Genomic DNA, 25,325 nt, shown 5'->3' with positions numbered 1-25,325 from the left:
CGGTCCTCACTCACAGGCGCCCCAGCTGTCGCTCGGCCAGCGAACGGATCTCCTTCTCGGAGATCTTCTCGGTGTCGCCGACGAAGATCTCGACGGCGACGTCACCGCGGTGGAAGTAGGCCCTGGCCTCGTAGAAGTCCAGGTAGCCCGCCTTCCGCTCGACGGGGAAGAGGTAGTAGCGGCCATCGGACGAGCCCTTGAGCTCTTCGCCCTCGTTGCCGGCGTACTTCTCGTGCGGCATGTAGTCCTGCTGGCCCTCGATGTACTCCTGCGCGCCGCGCACGTCGTTCGCGCGGTACTGGACCAGCCGGATCTCGACCCGCCGGTGGCCGCCGGTCATCCAGGACTCGGCCGCGACCCGGCGCAGGCCCAGCTCCAGCTGGTGGTCGAGGGCGCGGCCGGGCCTGGTGAACGTCGAGGCGAACGCGCCCACCGGCATCCAGCCGTTGCTGGTGCCGTGGTCGAACTCGTCCTTCCTCGCGCCGGCCGGCTTGGGCAGCAGCAGCTTCCGCAGGTCGCCCTGCGCCTTCGCCTGGCGGTCCTCCTTCGCCGGCAGCGGCGCCGGTTCCTGCCCCTTCGGCAGCGGCTTCGCCGGGTAGGCGAGGCCCGGCTGGTTCAGCGGGGGGAGCGCGGTCGGCTCGCGGTCGGCCTGGACGCGGTAGCCGACGGCGGTGCCGCCGACGAGGCCGACGACGGCGGCGACGGCGATCAGCCCGAGGGTGCGGAGGCCACGGCGGCGCGGGCGGTGGACCGGAGGTGCGGGTTCCGCGACCGCCTCCGGGTCGGGTGGTGCCGTCGTGTCCGTGTTCCGGACGGTTTCTTCGATGCTCAAGGAGCCCCCCACGAGACCTGAAGCGCGGATTCCGTCACCCGCGCACCCAGCTGACACGTGAGGGACGCATGAGGTTGCAGTGCCGCGCATTACAGTTCGGCATATGGCGAAGAAGCTCGTGATCAAGGTGACCGCAGGGGCCGACGCCCCCGAACGCTGCTCCCAGGCCTTCACGGTGGCCGCCGTCGCCGTCGCCAGCGGCGTCGAGGTCTCGCTCTGGCTGACCGGCGAGTCCTCCTGGTTCGCCCTCCCGGGCCGCGCGGCGGAGTTCGAACTCCCGCACGCGGCGCCCCTGCCGGACCTGATCGACTCGATCCTGGCGGCCGGGCGCATCACGCTCTGCACGCAGTGCGCGGCCCGCCGCGAGATCACGGAGAAGGACGTCCTGGACGGCGTCCGCATCGCCGGCGCGCAGGTCTTCGTCCAGGAGGCGACGTCCGACGAGACCCAGGCCCTCGTCTACTGATTCCGGCGCGCCTCTCGCACCGCTCGGCCCCAAGGGGCCTCCCGGGCTTCGAGGCGCTGCGTCGGCCTCCGGCCGCCGACTCCGGAGCGCCGCCCGCTCAGGGCTCCCGGCGCTTCTTGCCGTCCAGCTCGTCCCACCACTCGTCCGACTTCGGATCGCCCGAAGGATCGTCCCACCAGCGGTCCTCCGGGCCCCGGCGGTTCGCGACCATCGCGGCGATCGGGGGGATGACCATGGCGACGACGCACATGCCGATGGCGACCGGCATGGAGAACAGGCGCACGACGGCCCAGGCGCCCACGAAAAGCACCAGGCAGACGCCCATCATCCAGAAGTAGACGCGCCGACGTCGTGCGATCACCACTTCAGCGTACGACCGGACGGGCCCCGCGTCACCGACGACCGGAGCGCGGAGAGGAACAGACCGGAGGGCCGTGCCTCAGGTCCTGGAATAGGCGTCCAACCCCCCAGGAGGCACGGCCCTCCGGCCGTTCGATGGGACTTCGCGCCGCGTCCACCCCGACGGGCGGGGTCCGGCGCGGCGTCTCGAAGCCCGTGAGGCGCCCCGGCGCCGAGCGGCGCGAGGGGCGCGTCAGGGAATCAGACCGCGATGGCCACGTCCGTCAGGCTGCCGGCCTCGGTGACGACGACCTTGCGGTCGGCCTGGGCGCCGGGGACCAGGGCGCGGAGGGTCCACTCGCCGGTCGCCGCGTAGAAGCGGAACTGGCCGGTGGCCGAGGTCGGGACCTCGGCGGTGAACTCGCCGGAGCCGTCGAGGAGGCGCACGTAACCGGTGACGGGCTCGCCGTCCTTGGTCACCTGGCCCTGGATGGCCGTCTCACCGGGCTTGAGCGTGCTGACGTCGGGGCCGCCGACCTGAGCTCCACACATGTTCTCTGTCCTGTCCTGAAGAAGTGGGGTTACTTGTTGGCGCCGAGCTCGATCGGCACGCCGACGAGGGAGCCGTACTCGGTCCAGGAGCCGTCGTAGTTCTTGACGTTCGGGACCTCGAGCAGCTCGTGCAGGACGAACCAGGTGAGCGCGGAGCGCTCGCCGATGCGGCAGTAGGCGATGGTGTCCTTCGCCAGGTCGACCTGCTCGGCCTCGTAGAGGGCCTTGAGCTCGTCGTCCGACTTGAAGGTGCCGTCGTCGTTGGCGTTCTTCGACCACGGGATGTTGCGGGCGCTGGGCACGTGGCCGGGGCGCTGCGACTGCTCCTGCGGGAGGTGCGCCGGGGCGAGCAGCTTGCCGGAGAACTCGTCGGGCGAGCGGACGTCGACCAGGTTCTGGGCGCCGATCGCGGCCACGACGTCGTCGCGGAAGGCGCGGATCGAGGCGTCCTGGGGCTTGGCCTTGTACTCGGTGGCCGGGCGGGTCGGGACCTCGGCGACGAGGTCGCGGGAGTCGAGCTCCCACTTCTTGCGGCCGCCGTCGAGGAGCTTGACGTCCTGGTGGCCGTAGAGCTTGAAGTACCAGTAGGCGTAGGAGGCGAACCAGTTGTTGTTTCCGCCGTAGAGGACGACCGTGGTGTCGTTCGCGATGCCCTTGGCCGAGAGGAGCTTCTCGAAGCCCTCCTGGTCGATGAAGTCGCGGCGGACCGGGTCCTGCAGGTCCTTCGTCCAGTCGATGCGGATGGCGTTGCGGATGTGGTTCTTCTCGTAGGCCGAGGTGTCCTCGTCGACCTCGACGATGGCGACCTGCGGGTTGTCGAGGTTGGCCTCGACCCAGTCCGCGTCGACCAGGACGTCGCTGCGAGCCATGCTGTTCTCCTCCGGGGCAGTGTGCGGGGGTGTGCTGCGGTGGTGCGGGTGTGTGGTGCGGTACGCGTCGTCGCGTGCGTACGGACAGCGGACGCGCGTACGGCTCTGCACAGGGCGGCCCCGACGTCGGTCGGCGAGGACTTCGGTCGACGGGCCTGGGGGATACGGGAGTTGGCGTCCCGCTCAGACCGAGCGACAGAGCATGGCGGCGACGCGGCACAGGTCTACTGCCCGCCGCTTCGTGAGTTCCGCCTGTCGCTTCATGCCCTCGATCGTAGGGACGGACAGGCGGCCGTGTCACCGGTGTGTCGTATTTTGAGACGCGATCGTCCGAGATGCGAGACGTGATCACGGTACGAGTCGGCTCCGGACGCCTCCGCGCCGAGGTGTCCGCTTCGCCTTCTGCGGATCGGACGGACCCGTCTCAGCATGTGGCCAGAAGGGGCCGTCCGGGCTCCCGTCAGCCCGCCAGGGCGACGTCCTTGCCGGTCACGGTGACCGCCAGACCGTCCGGGCGCGGCTCGACCTTCTCCACCTTCATGCCGGCGATCAGACCGATCGGGCGCTCGAAGTCGGTGCGCGCGCGGACCAGGTCCTCCACGCCCGGGATGCCGGCGCCCGGCACCTCGTCGGCGCGGACCCGGATGGTGTCGCCGTGCACGACGGTCACCGTGGACAGGACCGAACGGGTCAGGGAGCGGCCCAGGATCTCCACGCTGCCGGTGACCTTCACCTTGCCGTTCCCGCCGTAGGCGACGGTGGCCTCGCGGTCGGAGGCGGCGGTGAGGTCCGCGTACGAGATGAGGGCCGTGCCGCTCGCCGAGCCCGCCTTCGCGCCCGCCCAGTCGCCGGTCACGGTCACGTCCCGCAGGGCCACGGTGAGCTCGCCGACCCGGACGTCCTTGTCGCCGGCCTTCGCCCGCACGCCGGTCGCCCTGACGTCGACCTCGTCGAACCGCTTGTCCGCGACCTGGGTGAGGAAGGGGAAGCCCTTGATGTCGACCTCGATCGAGTCGCTGGTCGCGGCCGAGAGCTTGACCCGGCTCGACGCCTCCGACTCGGCGTACGCCACGGCCAGCCGGTCGATCCCGACGAGGATCCCGCCCAGCACGACGGCCACGATCAACAGAATCCGCAGTGCTCGCATGGGCTTCGCGTCCCCCCGTGATGGTTCTCGTAAAACTTCCGGCCCCCCGACACAAGATCGACGTGTCGGGAGGCCGGTTGGTTCCCGTGTGCGGGACGGGCCGAGGTCAGACCAGGGCGCGGCCCAGCAGGTAGACGGCGGGCGCGGCGGCGGTGAGCGGCAGCGCGACGCCCGCGGTCATGTGGACGAACCGCGACGGGTAGTCGTAGCTGGCCGCCCGCAGGCCGACCAGGGCGCAGACCCCGGCCCCGAGGCCGAGCAGCGCCCCGGAGGTGCCCAGGTCGGTGAGGCCGCCGGCCGCGATCCCGGCGCCCGCCGAGGCGAGCAGGGCGGCGATCAGGGAGACGGGTCCGGGCAGCGGGAGCGCCCGGGCGAGGACGGCGGCGGCGACCGCGACCCCGCCGACGACCACGGCGTCCGGGGCGGCGCCGAGGTGCCCGGCGGCGACGACGGTCAGGGCGGCGGAGGCGATGGTGGCCATCAGGCCGTACATGCGCTCGTCGGGGTCGGCGTGGCTGCGCAGCTGGAGGACGAGGCAGAGCAGCACCCAGACGCCGAGGGTGCCCAGGATCGCGGCGGCCGCGTGCTCCCGGCCGGTGGCGAGCAGGGCGGCGTCGGCGACGAGGCCGCCGAGGAAGGCGAGGGCGATGCCCTGCCGGGCGGGCCACATGCCGTTGAGCCGGAACCAGCCGGCGGCGGTGAGGCCCTGGAGCAGGACGAGCGGGACGAGGAGCCCGTACGAGCCGAGGGCGGCGCCGCCCGCGAGCAGCAGGCCGAGGACGGCGGTGAGGGCGGCGGGCCGCATCCCGGGCTCGATGATCGGCGAGCGGCCCTCGGCGCGGGCGCGCTGGGCGTCGGTGAGGCGGGTGTGCCCGGAGGTGGTGGGCGAGGAGTAGGCGGGCCCGGCGTCGGCCGCGGGGGCGGCAGGCGCCCCGGGGTCTGCCGCCGGTGCGGGCGCGGGCTCGGCGAAGGCCGCCGGTGCGGGCGCGGGCTCGGCCACGGGCTCCGCGTAGTACGCGGCGGGGCTCCCCTGCGGCGGGTACGGCTCGTACGGCTGCTGCGGGTACGGCTGCTGCGGCTGCTGCGGGTACGGCTGCCGCTCGTACGGCTCCGGCGTCCCGTGGCCCGCGGGGGCCTGGTGCTGCGGCAGCGGTGCGGCCTGCGACCGGACAGGGGTCTCGGCGGCCTGTGCCTGGCCCTGGGCCCGGGCGGCCTGGATCTGGTCGTACGAGACGGCCGGCTGGTACGTGGTGTCCCAGGTCTGGCCCTCCCACGTCTGCGTGACGTCGGCGGGGGCCTGCCCGTTCGCGTCGGCGTTCGCGTACGGGTCGTACTGCTGCCCGCCGTAGTGCTGGTCGTTGCTCATTGCTCTGGGGTTCACCCTCCTGCGAACGGGGGGAGCACCTCGACCGTGCCGCCCTCGGCAAGCCGTACCGTCTCATGGCTCCGGGTCCCGACGGGGTCTCCGTCGACCAGGAACGAGCACCGCTTGAGGACCTGGACGAGCTCGCCCGGGTGCTGCGCGCGGGCCGCGTCGAGTGCCTCGGCCAGGGTGTCGGCGGTGTACGGCTCCTCGGCGACACCGGCGGCGGCCTTGGCCGCGGCCCAGTAGCGGATGGTTCCCGCTGCCATAGCGGCGCTCCCTTCGTTCGTGTGCGCGCCGCCCCCCATGATGGGCCATGCGCGCGTGGACCCGGTCCGAAGGACAGGCCCTACGCGCGCGTGAGCCAGTCCCCCAGCCGGGCGAGCAGCTTCTCGTCGGCCGCGTTCTCGGCGTGGCCCATGCCCCGCTCCAGCCAGAGCTCCGCGTCGCCCGCGGCGGCCAGCATGCGCGGGTGGTCGAGCGGGAAGTACGGATCGCGGTCGCCGTGCACGATCAGCAGGGGTGTCGGCGCGATCAGCGGAACCGCCTCCACGGGAGACAGGGGCACGGGGTCCCAGGCCCTGCTGTCGATCCGGGTGCCGAAGCCGTACCGCCCGACGAGGCGGCCCGCCGGCCGGGTGACCACCCAGTGGAGGCGGCGCATCGGGGCCGTGCCCCGGTAGTACCAGCGGGCGGGCGCGGACACGGCGGCCACCGCGTCGGCGCGGCTCTCCGGCCCGCGCTCCAGGGCCGCGTGGCGCAGGACCACGGAGCCGCCCATGGAGAAGCCGAGCGTCGCCACGCGCGCGTGGCCGAGGTCACGGGCCCAGCGGACGGCGGCGGACAGGTCGAGGACCTCCCGGTCGCCGACGGTGGAGCGGCCGCCGGAGCGGCCGTGCCCGCGGAAGGAGAAGGTGACGACGGCCGTGCCGCGCTCCGCCAGGACGCCGGCGGCGCGCCGGACGGCGGGCCGGTCGGCCGAGCCGGTGAAGCCGTGGGCGAGGACGACGGCCGTATCGGTGACACTTGCCCGTGAGGGTTCGTAAACCGCCTCGATCCGGACACCGTCATCGGTACGCAGCATCGCGCGCCGGGGCGCCCGGGGATGGACGGAAGTGAGCGAGGAAACATCCACCATGTGAAATCGGCCCTCTCCCTCGGAACTCATGTCGGCTATTCTGCTGCCAGAGGATCCGGGCAACGCAGCCCCCGGGTCCTTTTGTGTTTTCCGACCGTTGTTACGGATGGATGAACAAAAGCTCTCGGGGCGCGAGAGCCGCACGTGAGCACACGTAGACGTCCTCGCAGGGACCGAGGAGGAACCGACGTCATGGACGAGCGAACGACGCACCACGGACCGAAGACGACCCGGACAGGTGGTAGGCGATGAGTTCACTGCTGCTCCTGACCAACGCCCTCCAGCCGTCGACCGAGGTGCTCCCCGCCCTCGGCCTGCTGCTGCACAACGTCCGGGTCGCCCCGGCCGAGGGCCCCGCCCTCGTGGACACCCCCGGCGCGGACGTGATCCTCGTCGACGGCCGGCGCGACCTCCCGCAGGTGCGCTCGCTCTGCCAGCTGCTGCGCTCCACCGGGCCCGGCTGTCCGCTGGTCCTGGTCGTCACGGAGGGCGGTCTCGCGGCCGTCACCGCCGACTGGGGCATCGACGACGTCCTCCTCGACACGGCGGGCCCCGCCGAGGTCGAGGCGCGCCTCCGGCTCGCGATGGGCCGCCAGCAGATCGTCTCCGACGACTCCCCGATGGAGATCCGCAACGGCGACCTGTCGGTCGACGAGGCGACGTACAGCGCGAAGCTCAAGGGCCGGGTCCTGGACCTGACCTTCAAGGAGTTCGAGCTGCTCAAGTACCTGGCCCAGCATCCGGGCCGGGTCTTCACGCGCGCCCAGCTCCTCCAGGAGGTGTGGGGGTACGACTACTTCGGCGGCACCCGTACGGTCGACGTCCACGTGCGGCGGCTGCGGGCCAAGCTCGGTCCCGAGCACGAGTCGCTCATCGGCACCGTCCGGAACGTCGGCTACCGCTTCGTCGCGCCCGAGAAGGTGGAGCGGGCCGCGGAGGAGGCCCGCGCCAAGGAGGGGGCCCGCGCGGGCGGCCGCGTCAAGGGCGCCACGGAGGGCGTCACCCTCGCGGAGGACAGGGACGTGGCGGATGCCACAGTGCGACCTGCCGGTAGGTAGGTCGCCCCGCGTAGACTTCCGCGCGTGGCCAAGGTGACGCGGGATGACGTAGCTCGACTGGCAGGTACTTCTACCGCGGTCGTGAGCTACGTCATCAACAACGGACCCCGGCCGGTCGCCCCGGCCACGCGCGAGCGTGTCCTCGCCGCCATCAAGGAGCTGGGCTACCGGCCCGACCGGGTGGCCCAGGCGATGGCCTCGCGGCGCACCGACCTCATAGGCATGATCGTCCCCGACGCCCGGCAGCCGTTCTTCGCCGAGCTGGCGCACGCGGTCGAGCAGGCCGCCGCCGAGCGCGGGAAGATGGTCCTCGTCGGCAATTCCGACTACCGCACCGAGCGCGAGATCCACTACCTGCGCGCCTTCCTCGGGATGCGGGTCTCCGGACTGATCCTGGTCAGCCAGGGCATGAGCGAGCAGGCCGCGAGCGAGATCGAGGCCTGGGACGCGCGCGTGGTGCTGCTGCACGAGCGGCCCGAGGCGATCGACGACGTCGCCGTCGTGACGAACGACATCGAGGGCGCCCAGCTCGCCACCCGGCACCTCCTGGAGCACGGCCACCCGTACGTGGCGTGCCTCGGCGGCGTCCCGAACACCCCGGCCGTCGGCGACCCGGTCGCCGACCACGTCGAGGGCTGGCGGCGCGCCATGCAGGAGGCCCGCCTGTCGACGGAGGGCCGGCTCTTCGAGGCCCCGTACAACCGGTACGACGCCTACCAGGTCGCGCTCAAGCTGCTCGCGGGCCCCGAGAGGCCGCCGGCCATCTTCTGCTCCACCGACGACCAGGCCTTCGGCGTCCTGCGGGCCGCCCGCGAGCTGCGCATCGAGGTGCCGACGGAGCTGGCGGTCGCGGGCTTCGACGACGTGAAGGAGGCGGCGCTCACCGATCCGCCGCTGACCACCGTCGCCTCGGACCGGCCCGCGATGGCCCGGGCGGCCGTGGACCTGGTCCTCGACGACTCGGTCCGGGTGGCCGGCTCGCGCCGGGAGCGCGTGAAGCTCTTCCCGTCGGCCCTGGTCGTCCGCCGCTCCTGCGGCTGCCACGAGTAGCCGCGCGGGCCCGTCCTTATACGGGACATACAGGGTTCTGTCGGGCTTCTCAGCCGCTCCTCAGACCGTTCTCATGTACGGCTCCGAGAGTCATAGCCATGACGGACTTCCAGGAGCAGCAGCCGCAGCAGCCGTACCACCCGCCGAGGCCGCCGTACGAGCCGACGCAGCAGATGCCGGGGCCGTACGAGGCGACGCAGCCGATCACCACCGAGCCGGGCACGACCGTCTGGCCCTCGGGCGGTCACGTGCCGCCGCCGGTGGACCCGCCCCTCGTCGCCGCCGTCCCCGCTCCGGTCCCCGCGCCGCGCCGCCGTGCCAGGCGCGGGGTCGGGCTCATGGCGGCCGTGGCCATCGCGGCCGCGGCGGTCGGCGGCGGCACGGCGACGCTGGTGCAGCACCTCACCTCCGACACCCCGGTGAGCGCCTCCGCCCCCGTCGTGAGCGGCACCAACGTCTCCACCGGCACCAAGGGCACGGTCGCCGGGGTCGCCGAGGCCGTCTCCCCCTCCATCGTGGAGATCTCCGCGACCTCGAACTCCGGCAGGTCCACCGGTTCGGGCGTGATCATCACCTCCGACGGCGAGATCGTCACCAACAACCACGTGGTCTCCGGCGCCTCCCAGGTCGCCGTGCAGCTCAGCGACGGCAAGACGTACCAGGCCGAGGTCGTCGGCACGGACCCCGACAAGGACCTCGCCCTGATCAAGCTCAAGGGCGCCTCCGGGCTCAAGGCCGCCACGCTCGGCGACTCCTCGAAGATCAGGGTCGGCGACGAGGTCGTGGCGATCGGCTCCCCCGAGGGCCTGACCGGCACCGTCACCAGCGGCATCGTCTCCGCGCTCGACCGGGACGTGACCGTCGCCAAGGACGACGGCGGCCAGGACCAGCAGCAGGGTCAGCAGTGGGACCCGCGGCAGGGCTGGCCGTTCGAGTTCGGCGGGCAGCAGTTCAACGGCGACACCGGCTCGTCGAAGACCACGTACAAGGCGATCCAGACCGACGCCTCGCTCAATCCGGGGAATTCCGGCGGCGCGTTGATCAATATGAACGGCGAGATCATCGGAATCAATTCGGCCATGTATTCGCCCAGTTCTTCGAACGGCTCCACCGCCGGAAGCGTCGGCCTCGGATTCGCGATCCCGATCGACACGGTGAAGGCCGACCTGGACGGTCTCCGCTCGGGCGGTGGCAACTGAGCGCGTGGGACGCTGATTCCATGACGGGACAGCCCTTGCCGGGACAGCAGAACGAAGCCGAGCGCATCCTCATCGTCGACGACGAGCCCGCCGTGCGGGAGGCCCTGCGCCGCAGCCTCGCCTTCGAGGGGTACGCGACGCGGGACGCCGTCGACGGCCTCGACGCGCTCGCCGCGATGGAGTCGTACGCCCCCGATCTCGTCGTCCTCGACGTCCAGATGCCCCGCATGGACGGGCTGACGGCGGCCCGCCGGATCCGGGCCGCCGGCTCGACCGTGCCGATCCTGATGCTCACGGCCCGGGACACGGTCGGCGACCGGGTCACCGGTCTGGACGCCGGCGCGGACGACTACCTGGTGAAGCCCTTCGAGCTGGACGAGCTGTTCGCCCGCATCCGGGCCCTGCTCCGCCGCAGCTCCTACGCCTCGGCGGCCGCCGCCTCCCCCGCCGAGGACGACGTCCTGGCCTTCGAGGACCTGCGGATGAACCTGGCCACGCGCGAGGTGACCCGGGGCGGACGGACCGTGGAGCTGACGCGGACCGAGTTCACGCTCCTGGAGATGTTCCTGGCGCACCCGCGCCAGGTCCTGACCCGGGAGCAGATCCTGAAGGCCGTGTGGGGCTTCGACTTCGAGCCCAGTTCCAACTCGCTGGACGTGTACGTGATGTATCTGCGGCGCAAGACCGAGGCGGGCGGCGAGCCGCGCCTCGTCCACACCGTACGGGGCGTGGGCTACGCGCTGCGCGGAGGAGGCGGGGAGTGACGGGCCCCCTGGCGAGTGCCCTGCGGAACCCGACGGCCTGGTTCCGCTCACGGCCGCTGCGCTCGCGGCTCGCGCTGCTGACCGCGGCCGCGGTGGCGTTCGCGGTGGCGGCCGTCTCGCTGGCCTGCTGGTTCGTGACGCGGGCGCAGCTGGAGGCCGAACTGGACTCCTCGCTGAGCAGCACCCGCCTGGACGCGGACGGCGTGCAGCAACTGCTCACGATGTGCCGCCAGGGCACGACGCCACCGCCGGCGGCGGGCTCGTACACGGTGCAGGTCGTCCTCGCCGACGGCAGCGTGTGCACCTCGGGCGAGGCCACGATCCCGGTCGGCGCCGCCGACCTCGCGGTGGCCCGGAAGCAGCTGAAGGACGTCCTGCACACGGTGAAGGACGACGCCGGGCGCGAGATGCGGGTCTACACCTACCAGCAGGACGGGCCCGTCGGGCTCGCGGTCTCCCTCGCCCGCCCCCTCTCCGAGATCGACAACTCGATGTCCACGCTCCGCTGGGTGCTGCTCCTGGTCTCCGGGATCGGCGTCGTCGGCGCGGGCGCGGCCGGCCTGTGGGTGGCGCGGACCGGGCTCGAACCGGTCAACCGGCTGACCGGCGCGGTCGAGCACGTCGCCGCGACCGAGGACCTGACGGTCCGCATCCCGGTGGAGGGCGAGGACGAGATCGCCCGTCTGTCGCGGTCGTTCAACGCGATGACGGCGGCGCTCGCGAGCTCCCGGGACCGGCAGGCGCAGCTGATCGCGGACGCCGGCCACGAACTCCGCACGCCCCTCACCTCGCTGCGCACGAACGTCGAACTGCTCGCGCGCAGCGAGGAGACCGGCCGGGAGATCCCGCCGGACGACCGGCGGGCCCTGATGGCCTCGGTGAAGGCGCAGATGACGGAGCTGGCCGCGCTGATCGGCGACCTCCAGGAGCTGGCCCGTCCGGACGCGGTGCAGCCGGGCCCCCTGGAGGTGGTCCCCCTGCACACGATCCTGCGGACGGCCCTGGACCGGGCGCGACTGCGCGGCCCGGAGCTGACCTTCGTCACGGACCTCGCGCCCTGGTACGTACGGGCCGAGGCGCCGGCCCTCGAACGGGCCCTGGTGAACGTCCTGGACAACGCGGTGAAGTTCTCGCCGCCCCGGGGCACGGTCGAGGTGAGCCTGATGCGGGGCGAGCTGACCGTCCGCGACCACGGCCCCGGCATCGCCCCGGACGAGCTCCCGCACGTCTTCGACCGCTTCTGGCGCTCCCCGTCGGCCCGCAGCCTGCCGGGCTCGGGCCTGGGCCTGTCGATCGTGGCGCGCACGGTCCAGCAGGCGGGCGGCACGGTGTCGCTGGAACCGGCGGAGGGCGGCGGCACGGCGGCGAGACTGCGCCTGCCGGGGGCACCGACACCGCCGCCGGAGCTCTGAGAAGCGCCTCAGTTGTGCCGGAGCAGCGCCTCCACCAGCCCCGCCCTCGTGTCGGGGAAGTCCAGGGGCACGATCCCGAGGCCGACGCGTCCGGCGAGTTCGGCGCCGTCCAGGAAGCCGTGCACCCACGGGTTCAGCCGGTCGGAGTTCCAGCGGGGCGGGAGGTAGGCGGAGGTGCTGACGAAGTTCACGTAGAGCCGGCCGGGCTGGGCGACGGCGGTGCGGAACTGGGCCTGGATCTTGGGGTACTTGGCGTCGGGCAGGGCGTTCCAGTCGTCCTGGACGGAGAAGACCGCCGGGTCGGCCCACCGCAGCCCGGGGAGGCCGCCGTTGTCGGCGAGCAGCACGACCCGCCCGCGGGCCTCGCCGAGCAGGGGCAGGGCGTCCCCGATCCGGAAGAGGGGGCGCCAGCCGCGCCGGTCGAGGTAGTCGTCGAAGACGGCGCGGAAGGTGGCGTCGGACTCCTCGGAGTACTCCTGCTTGACCCGCATGAGGACGGTCTCGGAGGGGTGTGCGGCGAGGAAGTCCCGGCAGGCGACGAGGACGTCGCCGAACATCATGTTCTGGTAGGAGGCGCCGTGGTGGATGGCGAGGGACCCGCCGGTCACCCGGCACCGCACGTCCAGGAACCGGACGCCGCTGTCCAGCTGCTGGGCGATGGTGGTGTTCTGGCACTCGCTCCAGGGCCCGCCGTACCGGGCCCCCGAGTCGTGCGTGCCGGGGATGGTGAGGCGCCGCAGATCGGTCCCGTCCCCGTGCGCCCCCATCCACGCGCGCGTGTCCAGGGCGGAGGCCTCGGGGGCTCCCACGAGCAGTGCGGCTCCGGCGGCCGCGGCCGTCGCGAGGAATCGTCGTCGGTCCATGGCCCCGGACTATGGCAGGCACACGTCAACTTCACCAGAAGGCGTACGGAAAAGGGGCGGCGCACCGTCGGAACGGTCCGCCGCCCCCCTCGGCCCTACGGGGTCACTCGGTGACGGTGAACGCGCACCAGGGCGTCCAGGCCGAGGCCTCGTTGCCGCCCACCGTGCGCAGGCGGAACCGGTATCCGCCCGGCTTCAGTTCGCCCGCGCCGAGAGCGAGGTTGAAGACCATGCCGTTCGGCCAGATCTTCTCCGTCCTGGTGAGGAACGCGGCCCCGCCCGGCCCGGCGACCTCGAAGGTGGCCTTCAGGGCGTGGTAGCTCCTGTTCTTGCCCGCGTCCTTGCCGAACTTCACGGGCGAGGCGGCGAGTGCGCCGCCGTTCGCGCCGGAGATCACCGGGGTCGGGCCGTTCTCGCAGAACTGCGCCTGCTCGTACGGTCCGGCGAAGACCCGGAGAGTGCCCGGCACGGTGGGCTCGACCTGCGATCCCGTCGCGTTCGTCGCGCTGACGACCGCGACGGTGGCGAGCGCGGCGGCCACGCCGGCGGTCGCACCGATGCGTCGGAGATGCTTCCTGTTCACGGGAGGACCATCCTTTCCGGGACTAGCGCGGGACGTAGTAGAGGTGCGTGCGGCCGTCGTAGCCGTTCGCACAGCCGTAGGAGCTCCAGATGAGCTGGTTGTAGACGTTGTCCGCGCCGTAGTCGTCGCAGTAGTACCAGGAAGCGCTGGCGCCGTCGTAGTAGTGCCCGACGGTCGTGGCGCCCATGGGCTTGATCAGCCATTCCTTGCCCACGGTGGCGAGACGGGGGCTGCTGTACACGGGCGTCTTGTCGCTGTAGCTCGTCGGGCCGTACGAGTTGTTGATGATCTGGCCGGCGGCCTTCCGACCGGTCGCGACGCCGAGGTCGCCGTCCCACTGGTAGTGCACCCCGAGGTAGACCCGGCTCCGGGCGTCCTCGGTGGCCGCCGCGCTGAAGCTGGTGAAGGTGCGGGTGACCCCGACCGCGTGCGGGTCCTGGGTGGTGCCGGTGAAGGAGATGGCGTCCGTGCCGAAGAACTGCTTCATCGACTCGGCCCAGGCTCCGGCGAAGGTCGCGTGCCCGGAGACGTACGCGGGGAACGGCGGGCTGAAGTGGTTCCCGGCCGCGTCGGCCGAGAGCGGCTGCCAGGAGCTGTTCTGCGCGGTGTCCGGGTTGCCGTCCGTATCGGCCAGCCTGATGGCGCTCTCGGGCCGCCACAGATCGATGGGGGTCTGGTACTTCTGGTCCCAGGCGGAGATGCCCGCGTCCGCCATCGAGGCCGCGACCAGCGCGAACAGCTGGACGTTGGCGAGCTCGTCGAGTCCGCGCTGCGTGGAGACGATCCGGGTGTGGGTGAAGAGCTGGCCCGGCGGCTTGTAGGTGCCGTTCAGGTCGTTGGCCCAGAACCAGGCGATCTGGGTCTGCTCGGGGGTGCGTGTCGCGCTGTCGGCCGCGCCGAGCTCGGCGACCTCCTTGAACTGCGCCGTGTAGGCGGGGCTCTTCAGCAGCTCGGGCATCGTCGCGATCCCGGCGGGCGGCTGCGGACGCAGGTCGGCCGCCGTGGTCTTGATGTGCGTCCACGGGTAGTCGCCGTAGTCGACGAACTTCTTGACCTTGCCCCAGTTCGGATCCGCCGCCGGACCGGAGCCCGTCGGCCGCCACTGGCCGGGTTCGGTGCCCGGGGTGTACGGGGTGGTGTCCTGGGATCCGTCGCCGGTACGACGGGTGATCATCGCCGCGGCGGCCTTCTCGCCGACGCTCTTGCCCTCCGCGGTGGTCGCGTCGACCGGCTCGCCCGTGCGGGCCGCCGTGAGGTAGGGGGCGAAGTCGAGCGCGGGGAAGGTGGACTTGAGGACGTTGTAGGCGGCGTGGTCGATCGCCGCGTCGACGTCGGGGGCGACGCCGGCCTTCACGCCGATGCCGGGGGTGTAGAGCGCCCCGATGCAGTTCTCCGGCTTGAATCCGCCGCTGCTGTGACAGCGGCTGGCGTTCGCGGCGTCGTACATGGCCAGGTGCATCATGGCCCCGGACCGCGCCAGGGGGCCGGGGGAGCCGCCCGTGGCGACGTAGGCGTCGAGCAGCGCGTCGTTCCAGTAGAGGACCCGGTCGCCCACGGTCGAGGCGGCGTGTGCGGGCGCGGACACGCCCAGGGAGGCGAGTAACAGCACCAGGGCGAGGGTGAGGGAGCGTCTGACGGGGTGTTTCACGGTCTTGCCCTCCAAGAATCATGGAAGTTGATCGTGCACCGACAAGATCACAAGCAGCATAGGGTCACCCTTCCGCCCGGGTCCCGGCTTCGGAGTGAAAGGCGGGTGAACCGTGCGACCTGCGCCGTAACCGGCCTTCGCGCAGGAAGCACGGGACCCCGCCGGGCCGTGACGGTCCGGCGGGGTCCCGGTGCTGCGTTCCGGAGGCCGGTTACGGCTTCGGGGGGTTCACCACGGTGATGCGGTCGGCCGCGGGCACCTGCAGCGGAGCGGCCGCCGAGGAGTGGGCCGCCAGGTAGGCGTTGAAGACGTCCAGGTCCGAGGCGCCGACCAGCTTGTTCGTGCCGGTGGCCAGGGCGCCGAAGCCGTCGCCGCCGCCCGCGAGGAACTCGTTCATCGCGACGCGGTAGGTCTTCGCCGGGTCGATCGCCTCACCGTTCAGCTTGATCGTGCCGTCGACGACGCGGTCCGCGCCCGTCTTGGTCATGTCGAGCGTGTAGGTCAGGCCCTTCGAGACCTGGAGGATCTTCACCGACTTCAGGTTCGAGCCGCTGACCTGCTGCTTCAGCGCGGTGATCAGGTTCGCGCCGGTCAGGTCGACCACGTTCATCATGTTGGTGAAGGGCTGCACGGTGAAGGTCTCGCGGTAGGTCACCACGCCGTCGCCCTCGCTGCCGGACGCCTTGTAGACGAGGTCGGAGCGGATGCCGCCCGGGTTCATCAGGGCCAGCTGCGCGCCGCCCTTGTCCGCCGGGGCGAGGGCCTCCAGCTGCGCGTCGGCGATCACGTCGCCGAGCGGCTTCTCGTACGCCGTGGAGCCGCGGCCGTTGATGTCGGCGGCGACGAAGCCCTGCGGGCGGTTGGCGATCGGGGCCGCCAGCGTGTTCCAGTCCCCGATGAGCTTGGTCATGTCCTCGGCCTTCGGCACGTCGCGCGAGACGACGTGGTTGGCGGAGGCGACGGCCGTGCGCACGATGTCCTTGGTGGCGCGGTCGTACGTCAGCGTCGTGTCCGTGTACAGCTTGCCGATCGAGGCCGCCGAGGTGACCAGGCGCGGGTTGCCCGCCGGGTCGGGGATGGAGCACACGTACGCCTGGTGGGTGTGGCCGGTAACCAGCGCGTCGACCTGCGGCGAGACGTTCCTGGCGATGTCGACGATCGCGCCGGACACGCCGTCGCCGTCCCCGTCGCCGTCCCCGTCGCAGTTGTAGTTGTACGCGTCCGAGGCCGGCATGCCGCCCTCGTGGATCAGGGCGACGATGGACTTGACGCCCTTGCGCTCCAGGATCTTCGTGTACTTGTTGATCGTCTCGACCTCGTCGCCGAACTTGAGGCCCTTGACGCCCGCGGCGGTGACGACGTTCGGGGTGCCCTCCAGGGTCACGCCGATGAAGCCGATCCGGACGCCGTCCTTCTCCCAGATGAAGGTGGGGTCGAGGATCGGCTTGCCCGTCTTCTCGTCCGTCACGTTGGCCGCGAGGTACGGGAAGTCCGCGCCCTGGAAGGTCTTGCCCTCGACGTAGCAGCCGTCGGTCGGGTGACAGCCGCCGTTCTGCATGCGGGCCAGTTCCATCGCGCCCTCGTCGAACTCGTGGTTGCCCACGGAGGTGACGTCCAGGTCCAGCTTGTTGAGCGCCTCGATGGTCGGCTCGTCGTGGAAGAGCCCGGACAGCAGCGGCGAGGCGCCGACCATGTCACCGGCGGCGGCGGTGATGGAGTAACGATTCCCCTGACGGGCCTGGCGCAGGTGCGTGGCCAGGTACTCGACGCCGCCCGCGTCGATCTTCTCGGTGGTGCCGTCCTCCTTGACCCGGATGACCTGGCCGGAGCTGCCGGCCGGCGGCTCCAGGTTGCCGTGCAGGTCGTTGAAGGAGAGCAGCTGGACGTCGACCATCCGGCCCCATCCCTTGCCGTTCGTCCCCTGCCCGGCGGCGAACTGATCCCCGGCCGCCCCGGCCGACGGCATCGTGGCGACGAGCGCCCCGACGGTCGCGATCCCCGCGCCGACGGCGAGAATTCGCCGTGCCGTCTTGTTCTTCCTCGGTGTCGCTGCCATCTCTCCCCTAGTCCCCTTGCCCCGTTTCGCGGGCCTTGATCTGCTCCCCCGTTGCGCGTGCAGCCTAGAGTCAACGCGCGTAGCGCAACAGGGGGGAGCCGGTTACAAGACAGTTGCCTCTTGCTGACGAGGTGTCGCCGTAGGCTCATAGCCATGACTTCCGACACGGTGCCGGCCCTCGAACCGGGACGGCAGATCCACACGTATGACGAGCTCACCCCCGAGCAGGTCCAGGACGTACTGGAGCTGCTCGCGGCCGCCGACCAGGCCGACGGCATGCACGCCGTGTCCGAGCAGGGGCGGCTCTATCTCCGCAACGGCAGGCGCGAGGGCGTGCGCCACTTCCTCCTCACCGTCGGCCCCCGCCTCTACGGCTACGCCCAGCTGGAGGAGACCGACCCGATCGAGGCCCCGGCCGCCGAGCTGGTCGTCCACCCCTCCCACCGGGGGCGCGGCCACGGCAGGGCCCTCGGCACCGCCCTGCTCAACGCCTCCGGCAAGCGGCTGCGCGTCTGGGCGCACGGCGGCAAGTCGGCGGCCCGCCACCTCGCCCAGGTCCTCGGCCTGACGCTCTTCCGCGAGCTGCGCCAGCTCCGCCGGCCCCTGACGCCGCTCGACATCCCGGAGCCGGTGCTGCCCGAGGGCGTCACCGTCCGCACCTTCGTCCCCGGCCAGGACGACACGGCCTGGCTCGCCGTCAACGCCGCCGCCTTCGCCCACCACCCGGAGCAGGGCTCGCTCACGCAGCGGGACCTGGACGACCGGATGGCCGAGCCGTGGTTCGACCCGAAGGGCTTCTTCCTCGCGGAGAAGGACGGGCGGCTCATCGGCTTCCACTGGACCAAGACGCACGCCGAGGAGCAGCTCGGCGAGGTGTACGTGGTGGGCATCCTGCCGGACGCCCAGGGCGGCGGCCTCGGCAAGGCGCTGACCGCGATCGGCCTGCGGCACCTGGCGGCGCAGGGGCTGCCGACGGCGATGCTGTACGTGGACGCGGACAACAAGGCGGCGGTGCGGGTCTACGAGGGGATCGGCTTCACGACGCACGAGGTGGACCTGATGTACCGCACGGAGTCGTGACCGGCCCGTACCGCACGGAGTCGTAACTCCTCTCGGGCAGGGGGCGGTTGACACCGCCCCCTGCTTTCCACCACCCTTTCACTACTTGATTAGTGAAAGGGTGGTGGAAGGGATCGTGGTCGAATACCGCATCGACCGGCGCAGCGGCGTCGCCACCTACCTCCAGATCGTCCAGCAGACGAAGCAGGCCCTCCGGATGGGCCTCCTGGAACCCGGCGACCGACTGCCCACCGCACGAGAAGTCGTCGAAGCGACGGCCATCAACCCCAACACGGTCCTCAAGGCCTACCGCGAGCTCGAACGCGAAGGCCTCGTCGAGGCCCGCCGCGGCCTCGGCACCTTCGTCCGCGCCACCCTCGGCACCGGCCCCGCCGACTCGCCCCTCCGCGGCGAACTCGCCGACTGGGCCCGCCGGGCACGCGCCGCCGGACTGGAGCGGGAGGACGTGGCCGCACTCTTCACATCCGTACTGAAGGAACACTTCGAGGGGGACGACGACCGATGACGAAGGACACCGCCCTGGAGGCCCGCCTCCTGGGCAAGCGATACGGGGGAAGGGGGCGCGGCTGGGCCCTGCGGGAGTGCGACTTCTCCCTCCCCGCCGGCCGGATCTGCGCCCTCGTCGGCCCCAACGGCGCCGGCAAGTCCACCCTCCTCGCCCTCGCCGCCGGCCTGCTCCGCCCCACCGAGGGCACCGTCCTGGCCCCGGCCCGCGAACACCTCGCGTACGTCGCCCAGGACAAGCCGCTCCACCCCCGCCTCAGCGTCGCCGACACCCTGCGCATGGGCCGCGAACTCAACCCCGGCCGCTGGGACGACGCCGTCGCCCGGCGGATCGTCGACGGCGGCGGCTTCTCCTCCGACACGCTCGTACGGCACCTCTCCGGCGGCCAGCGCACCCGCGTCGCCCTCGCGCTCGCCCTCGGCAAGCGCCCCGAACTGCTCCTCCTCGACGAGCCGATGGCCGACCTCGACCCGCTCGCCCGCCACCAGCTGATGGGCCTGCTCATGGCCGACGCCGCCGAACACGGCACCACCGTCGTCATGTCCTCGCACATCCTCACCGAGCTGGAGGGCGCCTGCGACCACCTCCTCCTGCTCCACGGCGGCCGGGTCCGCCTCGACGGCCCCGTCGACGAACTCCTCGCCGCCCACACCCTGCTCACCGGCCCCATCGCCGACCTCGCCCCGCACACGGTCGTCGAATCCCGCACCACGGGCCGCCAGCTCACCGCCCTGGTCCGCCGCGAAGGCCCCGTCGAAGGCCCCTGGGAGACGACGGAACCCTCCCTGGAGGACCTCCTCCTCGCCCACCTCCGCACCACCGAAGCCGCCACCGAAGGAGCCCCGGCATGAGCACCCTCGCCCTGAAGGGCCCCTACTGGGTGACGGTCCGCCAGTACCGGCGGACCCTGTGGCTGGCGGTGGCGGCGGTGGCCGCGTCCCTGACGGTGATCGGAGGGCTGCGGATCTGGGACGCGCAGACGCCGGACCGCGTCCTGGCGGACGGACAGCGGTTCGCCGCCGACGAGAACAAGGGCTACGAGCTGCTGCGGCTGGCCCTCGAGTACGGCGGCTTCTACCTGGCCCTGCTGCCGCTGCTCGTCGGCGCCCTGGTCGCGGGCCCGCTCGTCGCCCGCGAGTTCGAGTCGGGGACGTACCGGCTCTCCCTCACCCAGTCGGTGAGCCCGGCGGCCTGGCTCCGCGCCAAGATCCTCACCGCGACCGTCGTCGCCCTCCTGACGACGATCGCCCTCATGGGCGTCTTCCGGATCGGGTGGAGCCGGATGGCGGGCGCCTGGTACCAGAAGTGGAGCCCCGGACCGTACGCGGCCACCGGCGTCGTCCTCCTCGCGTACGTCCTCGCGGCCGTCGCCGTCGGCGCCCTCATCGGCCTGCTGATCCGCCGCACCCTCGTCGCCATGGCGGCCACGGGCGTGTTCATGGGTGTGGTGCTGGCCGCCCTGGGCTCGTACCGCTGGTCGTTCCTGGCGGTCAGGACGGTCACCGGCGCGACCGACGCCACGTTCCCGGAGACGGCGGAAGGCCTGGTCATGGAGAAGGGCCTGATCACCTCCTCCGGCGCCCGTTTCGACGAGTACACCTGCTGGAAGGAGGCGGCGGAGACCCCCGGGGTGGACCGCGTCGAAGGCCTGTGGGCCAAGGTGGAGACGCAGTGCCAGGCACGGCACCACGTCACCGGCCAATACGTCGACTACCACCCCTCCTCCCATTTCTGGCCCACCCAGCTCATCGAGTCCGGCATCCTCCTCGCCCTCGCCGCCCTCGCGGCCTACGCCGCCTTCCGCGTGCTGCGCGCCCGGCTCCCGTAGCACCGTCCCGGACGACACCCGCGGGGAACACCCGTAGCGGACACGCGTAGACATACCGGGGGCGGGCCCCCGCCAAGGGCCCCGCCCCCGATTCCCGTACGACATGTCGTCGTTACCGGCCATTCAGACGCGCTTGCGACGCTCACGCAATGAAGCGCTCCGTGCCCGTTCTCCCCAAGGGGAGACTTCCCTCCCCCACGGCCCGCTCCGACGCGCCCGACCACCCCTTCGCGCGGAAGAATGGGGTCATGAGCCAGCAGCCCGCCGAGGTCCCGGTCCAGTCCTCCGCCACGCCGTCCGCCCCGTCGTCCGGAACGGCGTCCACCGCGCCGTCCCTCGGTTCCCTCACCGCGCACCGCGCGCACGTGGTGAACGGGACCGTCGTGACCGACATCGCCCCCGACCTGGACTCCGATCCCGACACGTACGAGGGCGGCGACGCCCCCGGCGGCGAACTGCCGCAGGGTCGTTTCCTCGACCGGGAGCGCAGCTGGCTCGCGTTCAACGAGCGCGTCCTCGAACTCGCCGAGGACCCCACGACCCCCCTCCTCGAACGGGCGAACTTCCTCGCGATCTTCGCCTCGAACCTCGACGAGTTCTTCATGGTCCGCGTCGCCGGCCTGAAGCGTCGCATCGCCACCGGCGTCGCCACCCGCTCCGCCTCCGGCCTCCAGCCCCGCGAGGTCCTCGACCTCATCTGGACCCGCTCGCGCGAGCTCATGGCCCGGCACGCCGCCTGCTACCAGCAGGACGTCGCCCCGGCCCTCGCCGACGAGGGCATCCACCTGATCCGCTGGCCCGAGCTCACGGAGAAGGAGCAGGCGCGGCTCTTCACCCTCTTCCGGCAGCAGATCTTCCCGGTCCTCACCCCGCTGGCCGTGGACCCGGCCCACCCCTTCCCGTACATCTCCGGCCTCAGCCTCAACCTCGCCGTGGTCGTGCGCAATCCGGTCAGCGGCCACCGGCACTTCGCGCGCGTGAAGGTGCCGCCGCTGCTCACCCGCTTCCTGGAGGCCTCCCCGCAGCGGTACGTGCCCCTGGAGGACGTCATCGCCGCGCACCTGGAGGAGCTGTTCCCCGGCATGGAGGTGCTGGCGCACCACATGTTCCGGGTGACCAGGAACGAGGACCTGGAGGTCGAGGAGGACGACACCGAGAACCTGCTCATGGCCCTGGAGAAGGAGCTCATGCGGCGCCGCTTCGGGCCCCCGGTGCGCCTGGAGGTCGAGGAGTCCATCGACCCGTACGTCCTCGACCTGCTGGTGCGCGAACTGAAGATCTCCGACGCCGAGGTCTACCCGCTGCCCGGCCCGCTCGACCTCACCGGCCTCTTCGGGATCGCCGGGCAGGACCGGCCCGAGCTGAAGTACCCGAAGTTCGTCGCCGGCACCCACCGGGACCTCGCCGAGGTCGAGTCGGCGTCCGCGCCCGACATATTCGCCGCGCTGCGCGAGCGGGACGTGCTCCTGCACCACCCGTACGACTCCTTCTCCACGTCCGTACAGGCCTTCCTGGAGCAGGCCGCCGCCGACCCGGACGTCCTCGCGATCAAGCAGACGCTGTACCGGACCTCCGGCGACTCCCCGATAGTCGACGCCCTCATCGACGCCGCCGAGTCCGGCAAGCAGGTCCTCGTCCTCGTCGAGATCAAGGCCCGCTTCGACGAGCAGGCCAACATCAAGTGGGCGCGGAAGCTGGAGGAGGCCGGCTGCCACGTCGTCTACGGCCTGGTGGGCCTCAAGACCCACTGCAAGCTCTCCCTGGTGGTACGTCAGGAAGGCGAGCTGCTCCGCCGCTACTCGCACGTCGGCACCGGCAACTACCACCCGAAGACGGCCCGGCTCTACGAGGACCTGGGCCTGCTCACCGCCGACCCGCAGGTCGGCGCCGACCTCTCCGACCTGTTCAACCGGCTCTCCGGCTACTCCCGCCGCGAGACGTACCGCCGCCTGCTCACAGCCCCCAAGTCGCTCCGCGACGGGCTGGTCTCCCGGATCACCAAGGAGATCGCGCACCACCGCGCGGGCCGCCCGGCGTACGTCCGCATCAAGGTCAACTCGATGGTCGACGAAGCGGTCATCGACGCCTGCTACCAGGCCTCGCGGGCCGGCGTCCCCGTCGACATCTGGGTCCGCGGCATCTGCGCCGTCCGCCCCGGCGTCACCGGCCTCTCGGAGAACATCCGGGTCCGCTCGATCCTCGGCCGCTTCCTGGAGCACTCCCGGGTCTTCGCCTTCGGCAACGGCGGCGAACCCGAGGTCTGGTTCGGCAGCGCCGACATGATGCACCGCAACCTGGACCGCCGGATCGAGGCCCTCGTACGGGTCTCCGACCCGGCGCACCGGGCAGCGCTCACCCGGCTCCTGGAGACCGGGATGTCCGACACCACCTCCTCCTGGCACCTCGGCCCCGACGGGAACTGGACGCGGCACGCGACCGACCCCGAGGGCCGGCCCCTGCGGCACGTCCAGGAGATGCTCATCGACGCGCGGAGGCGCCGGCGTGCACAACCCTGACCACTCGCAGGACGTCACGGCGGGCGAGGTCCTGGCCCCCTACCTGCACGCACGGGCCGCGGACTTCCTCCGCGGCCTGCGCCTGCACACCGAGAGCGGCTCCGACACGGCCGGAGCGGAGGAGGCCGCCCGTACGCTGCGGGGTGCGGCCCGCCGGATCGGCGGCACCCTCCACACCTTCCGGTCGCTGCTCGACACGGCCTGGGCCGACCGGCTGCGCACGGAGCTGGCCTGGCTCTCCGGGACACTGGCCCTGGAGCAGGCCTGCACCTCCCGGCTGGTCCGCCTGGTGGACGCGCTGTCCCGGCTGTCGAACGGCGGGGGGCCGGTGCCGGCGGCCAGGGGTACGGAGGGCGGCACGGGCCTCACCGTCGGCGCCGCCCGCGCCGGCGCCCTGCTCGAACGCCAGCTGACCCTGGCCCGGACGCGCGCCCACTCCGCCTCCCTCCAGGCGCTCGGCTCCGCCCGCTTCCACGCGGTCGCCGACGCCGTCGCCCTCCTCGCCTCCGAGGTGCCGCTCGGGCCGGCGGGCTCGGCCCCGGCCATCGAGGTCATCGACGCCCCCGCCGAACTCGCCGAACGGCGCCTCCTGGACGCGGTCGCCGCGCTCCCCCTCGCCCGGGCGGCCCACCCGTACAACGCGGACGCCCTCGCGCTGGCCGCCGGCGAGAGCCAGGACGCGCCCTGGCACCAGACCCGGCTGCTGCTGCGCCTGCACCGGTACGCCACGGAAGCCCTGCACACCGGCGGCGAACCCGACGCCCACCTGTACGAGGCGGCCAGGGCCCTGGACCGGCACCGCGACGCGGCGGAGGCCGCATCGGCGGCGGCCGCGGCGGCCCGCACGCCCCGCATCGCCCCGGCGACGGCCTACGCCCTGGGCGTCCTCCACGCGGACCAGCGCCACGAGGTCGAGGCCGCGCGCTTCGCCTTCCAGCAGGCCTGGCGCACGACGACGGCCCCGGTCCCGTGAGCGAGGACCGGAGCCCGATCCTGGCGGCGGGCTGCGTCCTGTGGCGACCGGCGGTTTCCGGCCACGGCATCGAGATCGCCCTCGTCCACCGGCCCAAGTGGGACGACTGGTCGCACCCGAAGGGCAAGCGGAAACGCGGCGAGACGGCGGAGGCGTGCGCGGTGCGCGAGGTCCTGGAGGAGACGGGGCGGCGCTGCGAGCTCGGCCCGCGCCTGCCGACGGCCCGCTACACGGTGGACGGGCGGCCCAAGGAGGTCGCGTACTGGTGGGCCCGGGCCCTGGACGGCGGCTTCGTCCCGACGAAGGAGATCGACGCGCTGGTCTGGCTCCCCCCGGCGGCGGCCCGCCACCGCCTCACCCACCCCAGAGACCGCACCCTCCTGGACACGGCCCTCCCCACCCCCCACCCCTGACCGCCCCGCGCACCCGAACCCGCCGCCCTCCCCACGCGCCCCACACCCGCCAGGCCGGCGCCCCCACCCGCCCGGGGCGCACCCCTGCCGGGCGGCGCCCCTCCACCCACACGGGGCCCGCGCCCGGCTGGGCGGGCTCCCCCTGCCTGTGCGGGCCGCGCCCGGCTGGGCGACTCCCTCCCGCCATGTGGGACCCGCGCCCGCCGGGGCGGCGCCCCCGCGTGTGGGGCCCGCGCCCGGCGGGGCGGTGCCCCCGCGTGTGGGACCCGCGCCCTGCGGGGCGGTGCCCCCGCCCACCCGCCGTGTGGGCAATCGTCCCGCTGGGGCGGGACGGGTGGGCACACGGGACGGCGCCCTCAGCGGCGCCTCCGCGTCCCGCGCCCTGACCCGCACCACGAGCCGGGTGCACAACCCAGTGCGGGTCCAGGCACATGAGCCTCGGGCGCCGGCAGGGCGCGGGTCCGTTGTGCCCACCCGTTCCGCCCCAGCGGAACGACTGCCCACAACGGGGGGCGCGAGGGGCAGGCACCGCCCCGCGGGCGCAGCCCACCACGGCGGGCACCGCCCCGGCAGGCGCAGCCCGCAACGGGCCCCGGCGGGCGCCCGCCCACCCCGGGCCCCGGCAAAACCCGCCCGCCCCGGAACCCCGAGCCGCCGCCGCCCGCCCCAGG

The 25,325-nt window shown here is 72.5% G+C and carries 26 protein-coding genes; 13 read left to right on the top strand and 13 right to left on the bottom strand.

The features are described 5' to 3' along the window. Positions 1-10: 10 nt before the first annotated feature. A complete protein-coding gene (locus tag ACIGW4_RS36075; protein ID WP_399585773.1) occupies positions 11-832 on the bottom strand; it encodes a hypothetical protein in 822 nt (273 codons plus the stop codon). 103 nt (positions 833-935) lie between these two features. Here ACIGW4_RS36075 and ACIGW4_RS36070 point away from each other — a divergent pair, with 103 nt between their 5' ends. Then, a complete protein-coding gene (locus ACIGW4_RS36070) occupies positions 936-1,298 on the top strand; it encodes a DsrE family protein (protein WP_123453982.1) in 363 nt (120 codons plus the stop codon). Positions 1,299-1,395: 97 nt separating this feature from the next. Here ACIGW4_RS36070 and ACIGW4_RS36065 read toward each other — a convergent pair whose 3' ends face one another. From ACIGW4_RS36065 to ACIGW4_RS36030, 8 genes are all read right to left on the bottom strand, one after another. Continuing rightward, the gene (locus ACIGW4_RS36065; RefSeq protein ID WP_359591782.1) at positions 1,396-1,659 is read right to left on the bottom strand and encodes a DUF3099 domain-containing protein; all 264 of its coding nucleotides are present in this window, start codon (positions 1,657-1,659) and stop codon (positions 1,396-1,398) included. Between the two features lie 239 nt (positions 1,660-1,898). Further along, entirely contained in the window at positions 1,899-2,189 is a 291-nt protein-coding gene (locus ACIGW4_RS36060; RefSeq protein WP_030693674.1) for a DUF1416 domain-containing protein, read from the bottom strand. 29 nt (positions 2,190-2,218) lie between these two features. Then, on the bottom strand, positions 2,219-3,058 hold the full coding sequence (locus ACIGW4_RS36055) for a sulfurtransferase (RefSeq protein WP_123453978.1): 840 nt from the start codon (positions 3,056-3,058) through the stop codon (positions 2,219-2,221). A 183-nt stretch (positions 3,059-3,241) separates the two neighbouring features. Continuing rightward, on the bottom strand, positions 3,242-3,322 hold the full coding sequence (locus ACIGW4_RS36050) for an Ms5788A family Cys-rich leader peptide (RefSeq protein WP_352021666.1): 81 nt from the start codon (positions 3,320-3,322) through the stop codon (positions 3,242-3,244). A 196-nt stretch (positions 3,323-3,518) separates the two neighbouring features. Further along, the gene (locus ACIGW4_RS36045; RefSeq protein WP_123453977.1) at positions 3,519-4,205 is read right to left on the bottom strand and encodes a DUF2993 domain-containing protein; all 687 of its coding nucleotides are present in this window, start codon (positions 4,203-4,205) and stop codon (positions 3,519-3,521) included. 106 nt (positions 4,206-4,311) lie between these two features. After that, positions 4,312-5,571, bottom strand: coding sequence for a hypothetical protein (locus tag ACIGW4_RS36040; RefSeq protein ID WP_399585770.1), 1,260 nt, complete (start codon positions 5,569-5,571; stop codon positions 4,312-4,314). Positions 5,572-5,582: 11 nt separating this feature from the next. Continuing rightward, positions 5,583-5,837, bottom strand: coding sequence for a MoaD/ThiS family protein (locus tag ACIGW4_RS36035; RefSeq protein ID WP_398713157.1), 255 nt, complete (start codon positions 5,835-5,837; stop codon positions 5,583-5,585). Between the two features lie 80 nt (positions 5,838-5,917). Further along, the gene (locus ACIGW4_RS36030; RefSeq protein WP_123453971.1) at positions 5,918-6,736 is read right to left on the bottom strand and encodes an alpha/beta hydrolase; all 819 of its coding nucleotides are present in this window, start codon (positions 6,734-6,736) and stop codon (positions 5,918-5,920) included. Positions 6,737-6,954: 218 nt separating this feature from the next. On the opposite strand from ACIGW4_RS36030, the gene ACIGW4_RS36025 reads away from it, so the two are divergent. The 5 genes from ACIGW4_RS36025 (at position 6,955) to ACIGW4_RS36005 (ending at position 12,189) form a co-directional block, all read left to right on the top strand. After that, complete coding sequence (locus ACIGW4_RS36025) at positions 6,955-7,764, top strand: response regulator transcription factor (protein WP_123453970.1); 810 nt, start codon at positions 6,955-6,957, stop codon at positions 7,762-7,764. Positions 7,765-7,788: 24 nt separating this feature from the next. Then, entirely contained in the window at positions 7,789-8,814 is a 1,026-nt protein-coding gene (locus tag ACIGW4_RS36020) for a LacI family DNA-binding transcriptional regulator (protein WP_123453969.1), read from the top strand. A gap of 98 nt (positions 8,815-8,912) precedes the next feature. Next, the gene (locus tag ACIGW4_RS36015) at positions 8,913-10,013 is read left to right on the top strand and encodes a S1C family serine protease (RefSeq protein WP_399585766.1); all 1,101 of its coding nucleotides are present in this window, start codon (positions 8,913-8,915) and stop codon (positions 10,011-10,013) included. A gap of 20 nt (positions 10,014-10,033) precedes the next feature. Then, the gene (locus ACIGW4_RS36010) at positions 10,034-10,777 is read left to right on the top strand and encodes a response regulator transcription factor (protein WP_123453967.1); all 744 of its coding nucleotides are present in this window, start codon (positions 10,034-10,036) and stop codon (positions 10,775-10,777) included. Then, on the top strand, positions 10,774-12,189 hold the full coding sequence (locus ACIGW4_RS36005) for a sensor histidine kinase (protein WP_399585763.1): 1,416 nt from the start codon (positions 10,774-10,776) through the stop codon (positions 12,187-12,189). Before ACIGW4_RS36010 ends, ACIGW4_RS36005 begins: the two co-directional genes overlap by 4 nt. 8 nt (positions 12,190-12,197) lie before the next feature. Here ACIGW4_RS36005 and ACIGW4_RS36000 read toward each other — a convergent pair whose 3' ends face one another. The 4 genes from ACIGW4_RS36000 to ACIGW4_RS35985 all read right to left on the bottom strand — a co-directional run bounded on the left by ACIGW4_RS36000 (position 12,198) and on the right by ACIGW4_RS35985 (position 17,339). Then, positions 12,198-13,052 (bottom strand): phosphatidylinositol-specific phospholipase C, encoded by an 855-nt coding sequence (locus tag ACIGW4_RS36000; protein ID WP_359591777.1) that lies wholly within the window; start codon positions 13,050-13,052, stop codon positions 12,198-12,200. A 103-nt stretch (positions 13,053-13,155) separates the two neighbouring features. Next, the gene (locus ACIGW4_RS35995; RefSeq protein WP_399585761.1) at positions 13,156-13,635 is read right to left on the bottom strand and encodes a hypothetical protein; all 480 of its coding nucleotides are present in this window, start codon (positions 13,633-13,635) and stop codon (positions 13,156-13,158) included. 22 nt (positions 13,636-13,657) lie between these two features. Then, positions 13,658-15,283 (bottom strand): vanadium-dependent haloperoxidase, encoded by a 1,626-nt coding sequence (locus ACIGW4_RS35990; RefSeq protein ID WP_399585758.1) that lies wholly within the window; start codon positions 15,281-15,283, stop codon positions 13,658-13,660. A gap of 211 nt (positions 15,284-15,494) precedes the next feature. Beyond that, positions 15,495-17,339: a bifunctional metallophosphatase/5'-nucleotidase gene (locus ACIGW4_RS35985; protein ID WP_359591774.1), complete on the bottom strand. Its 1,845-nt coding sequence runs from the start codon at positions 17,337-17,339 to the stop codon at positions 15,495-15,497. A gap of 153 nt (positions 17,340-17,492) precedes the next feature. On the opposite strand from ACIGW4_RS35985, the gene mshD reads away from it, so the two are divergent. The 7 genes from mshD (at position 17,493) to ACIGW4_RS35950 (ending at position 24,654) form a co-directional block, all read left to right on the top strand. Then, positions 17,493-18,419 (top strand): mycothiol synthase, encoded by a 927-nt coding sequence (gene mshD, locus ACIGW4_RS35980; protein WP_123453957.1) that lies wholly within the window; start codon positions 17,493-17,495, stop codon positions 18,417-18,419. A 115-nt stretch (positions 18,420-18,534) separates the two neighbouring features. Beyond that, positions 18,535-18,924 (top strand): GntR family transcriptional regulator, encoded by a 390-nt coding sequence (locus tag ACIGW4_RS35975; protein ID WP_123453955.1) that lies wholly within the window; start codon positions 18,535-18,537, stop codon positions 18,922-18,924. After that, positions 18,921-19,775: an ABC transporter ATP-binding protein gene (locus tag ACIGW4_RS35970; protein ID WP_123453953.1), complete on the top strand. Its 855-nt coding sequence runs from the start codon at positions 18,921-18,923 to the stop codon at positions 19,773-19,775. The genes ACIGW4_RS35975 and ACIGW4_RS35970 overlap by 4 nt, the downstream gene beginning before the upstream one ends. Beyond that, positions 19,772-20,752, top strand: a complete 981-nt coding sequence (locus tag ACIGW4_RS35965) for an ABC transporter permease (protein ID WP_399585753.1) — start codon at positions 19,772-19,774, stop codon at positions 20,750-20,752. The genes ACIGW4_RS35970 and ACIGW4_RS35965 overlap by 4 nt, the downstream gene beginning before the upstream one ends. 248 nt (positions 20,753-21,000) lie before the next feature. After that, entirely contained in the window at positions 21,001-23,268 is a 2,268-nt protein-coding gene (locus tag ACIGW4_RS35960) for an RNA degradosome polyphosphate kinase (RefSeq protein WP_123453949.1), read from the top strand. Next, on the top strand, positions 23,255-24,241 hold the full coding sequence (locus ACIGW4_RS35955) for a CHAD domain-containing protein (RefSeq protein ID WP_123453947.1): 987 nt from the start codon (positions 23,255-23,257) through the stop codon (positions 24,239-24,241). Before ACIGW4_RS35960 ends, ACIGW4_RS35955 begins: the two co-directional genes overlap by 14 nt. After that, positions 24,238-24,654: an NUDIX hydrolase gene (locus ACIGW4_RS35950; protein WP_123453945.1), complete on the top strand. Its 417-nt coding sequence runs from the start codon at positions 24,238-24,240 to the stop codon at positions 24,652-24,654. Before ACIGW4_RS35955 ends, ACIGW4_RS35950 begins: the two co-directional genes overlap by 4 nt. The last annotated feature ends 671 nt before the right edge of the window (positions 24,655-25,325 follow it).

Source organism: Streptomyces sp. NPDC053513 (assembly GCF_044544765.1).
GTDB lineage: Bacteria > Actinomycetota > Actinomycetes > Streptomycetales > Streptomycetaceae > Streptomyces > Streptomyces litmocidini.
Note: the sequence above shows the minus strand (reverse complement) of the source record. Positions and strands in the feature narration are given on the sequence as shown.

Bases quoted from the DNA above. Each gene is read 5' to 3' on its own strand.
- ACIGW4_RS36035 (WP_398713157.1), bottom strand. From the start codon at position 5,837: ATGGCAGCGGGAACCATCCGCTACTGGGCCGCGGCCAAGGCCGCCGCC.
- mshD (WP_123453957.1), top strand. From the start codon at position 17,493: ATGACTTCCGACACGGTGCCGGCCCTCGAACCGGGACGGCAGATCCAC.
- ACIGW4_RS36055 (WP_123453978.1), bottom strand. From the start codon at position 3,058: ATGGCTCGCAGCGACGTCCTGGTCGACGCGGACTGGGTCGAGGCCAAC.
- ACIGW4_RS36045 (WP_123453977.1), bottom strand. From the start codon at position 4,205: ATGCGAGCACTGCGGATTCTGTTGATCGTGGCCGTCGTGCTGGGCGGG.
- ACIGW4_RS35985 (WP_359591774.1), bottom strand. From the start codon at position 17,339: ATGGCAGCGACACCGAGGAAGAACAAGACGGCACGGCGAATTCTCGCC.
- ACIGW4_RS36040 (WP_399585770.1), bottom strand. From the start codon at position 5,571: ATGAGCAACGACCAGCACTACGGCGGGCAGCAGTACGACCCGTACGCG.
- ACIGW4_RS36070 (WP_123453982.1), top strand. From the start codon at position 936: ATGGCGAAGAAGCTCGTGATCAAGGTGACCGCAGGGGCCGACGCCCCC.
- ACIGW4_RS35970 (WP_123453953.1), top strand. From the start codon at position 18,921: ATGACGAAGGACACCGCCCTGGAGGCCCGCCTCCTGGGCAAGCGATAC.
- ACIGW4_RS36050 (WP_352021666.1), bottom strand. From the start codon at position 3,322: ATGAAGCGACAGGCGGAACTCACGAAGCGGCGGGCAGTAGACCTGTGC.
- ACIGW4_RS36025 (WP_123453970.1), top strand. From the start codon at position 6,955: ATGAGTTCACTGCTGCTCCTGACCAACGCCCTCCAGCCGTCGACCGAG.
- ACIGW4_RS36060 (WP_030693674.1), bottom strand. From the start codon at position 2,189: ATGTGTGGAGCTCAGGTCGGCGGCCCCGACGTCAGCACGCTCAAGCCC.
- ACIGW4_RS36010 (WP_123453967.1), top strand. From the start codon at position 10,034: ATGACGGGACAGCCCTTGCCGGGACAGCAGAACGAAGCCGAGCGCATC.
- ACIGW4_RS36030 (WP_123453971.1), bottom strand. From the start codon at position 6,736: ATGAGTTCCGAGGGAGAGGGCCGATTTCACATGGTGGATGTTTCCTCG.
- ACIGW4_RS35965 (WP_399585753.1), top strand. From the start codon at position 19,772: ATGAGCACCCTCGCCCTGAAGGGCCCCTACTGGGTGACGGTCCGCCAG.
- ACIGW4_RS36015 (WP_399585766.1), top strand. From the start codon at position 8,913: ATGACGGACTTCCAGGAGCAGCAGCCGCAGCAGCCGTACCACCCGCCG.
- ACIGW4_RS35960 (WP_123453949.1), top strand. From the start codon at position 21,001: ATGAGCCAGCAGCCCGCCGAGGTCCCGGTCCAGTCCTCCGCCACGCCG.
- ACIGW4_RS36000 (WP_359591777.1), bottom strand. From the start codon at position 13,052: ATGGACCGACGACGATTCCTCGCGACGGCCGCGGCCGCCGGAGCCGCA.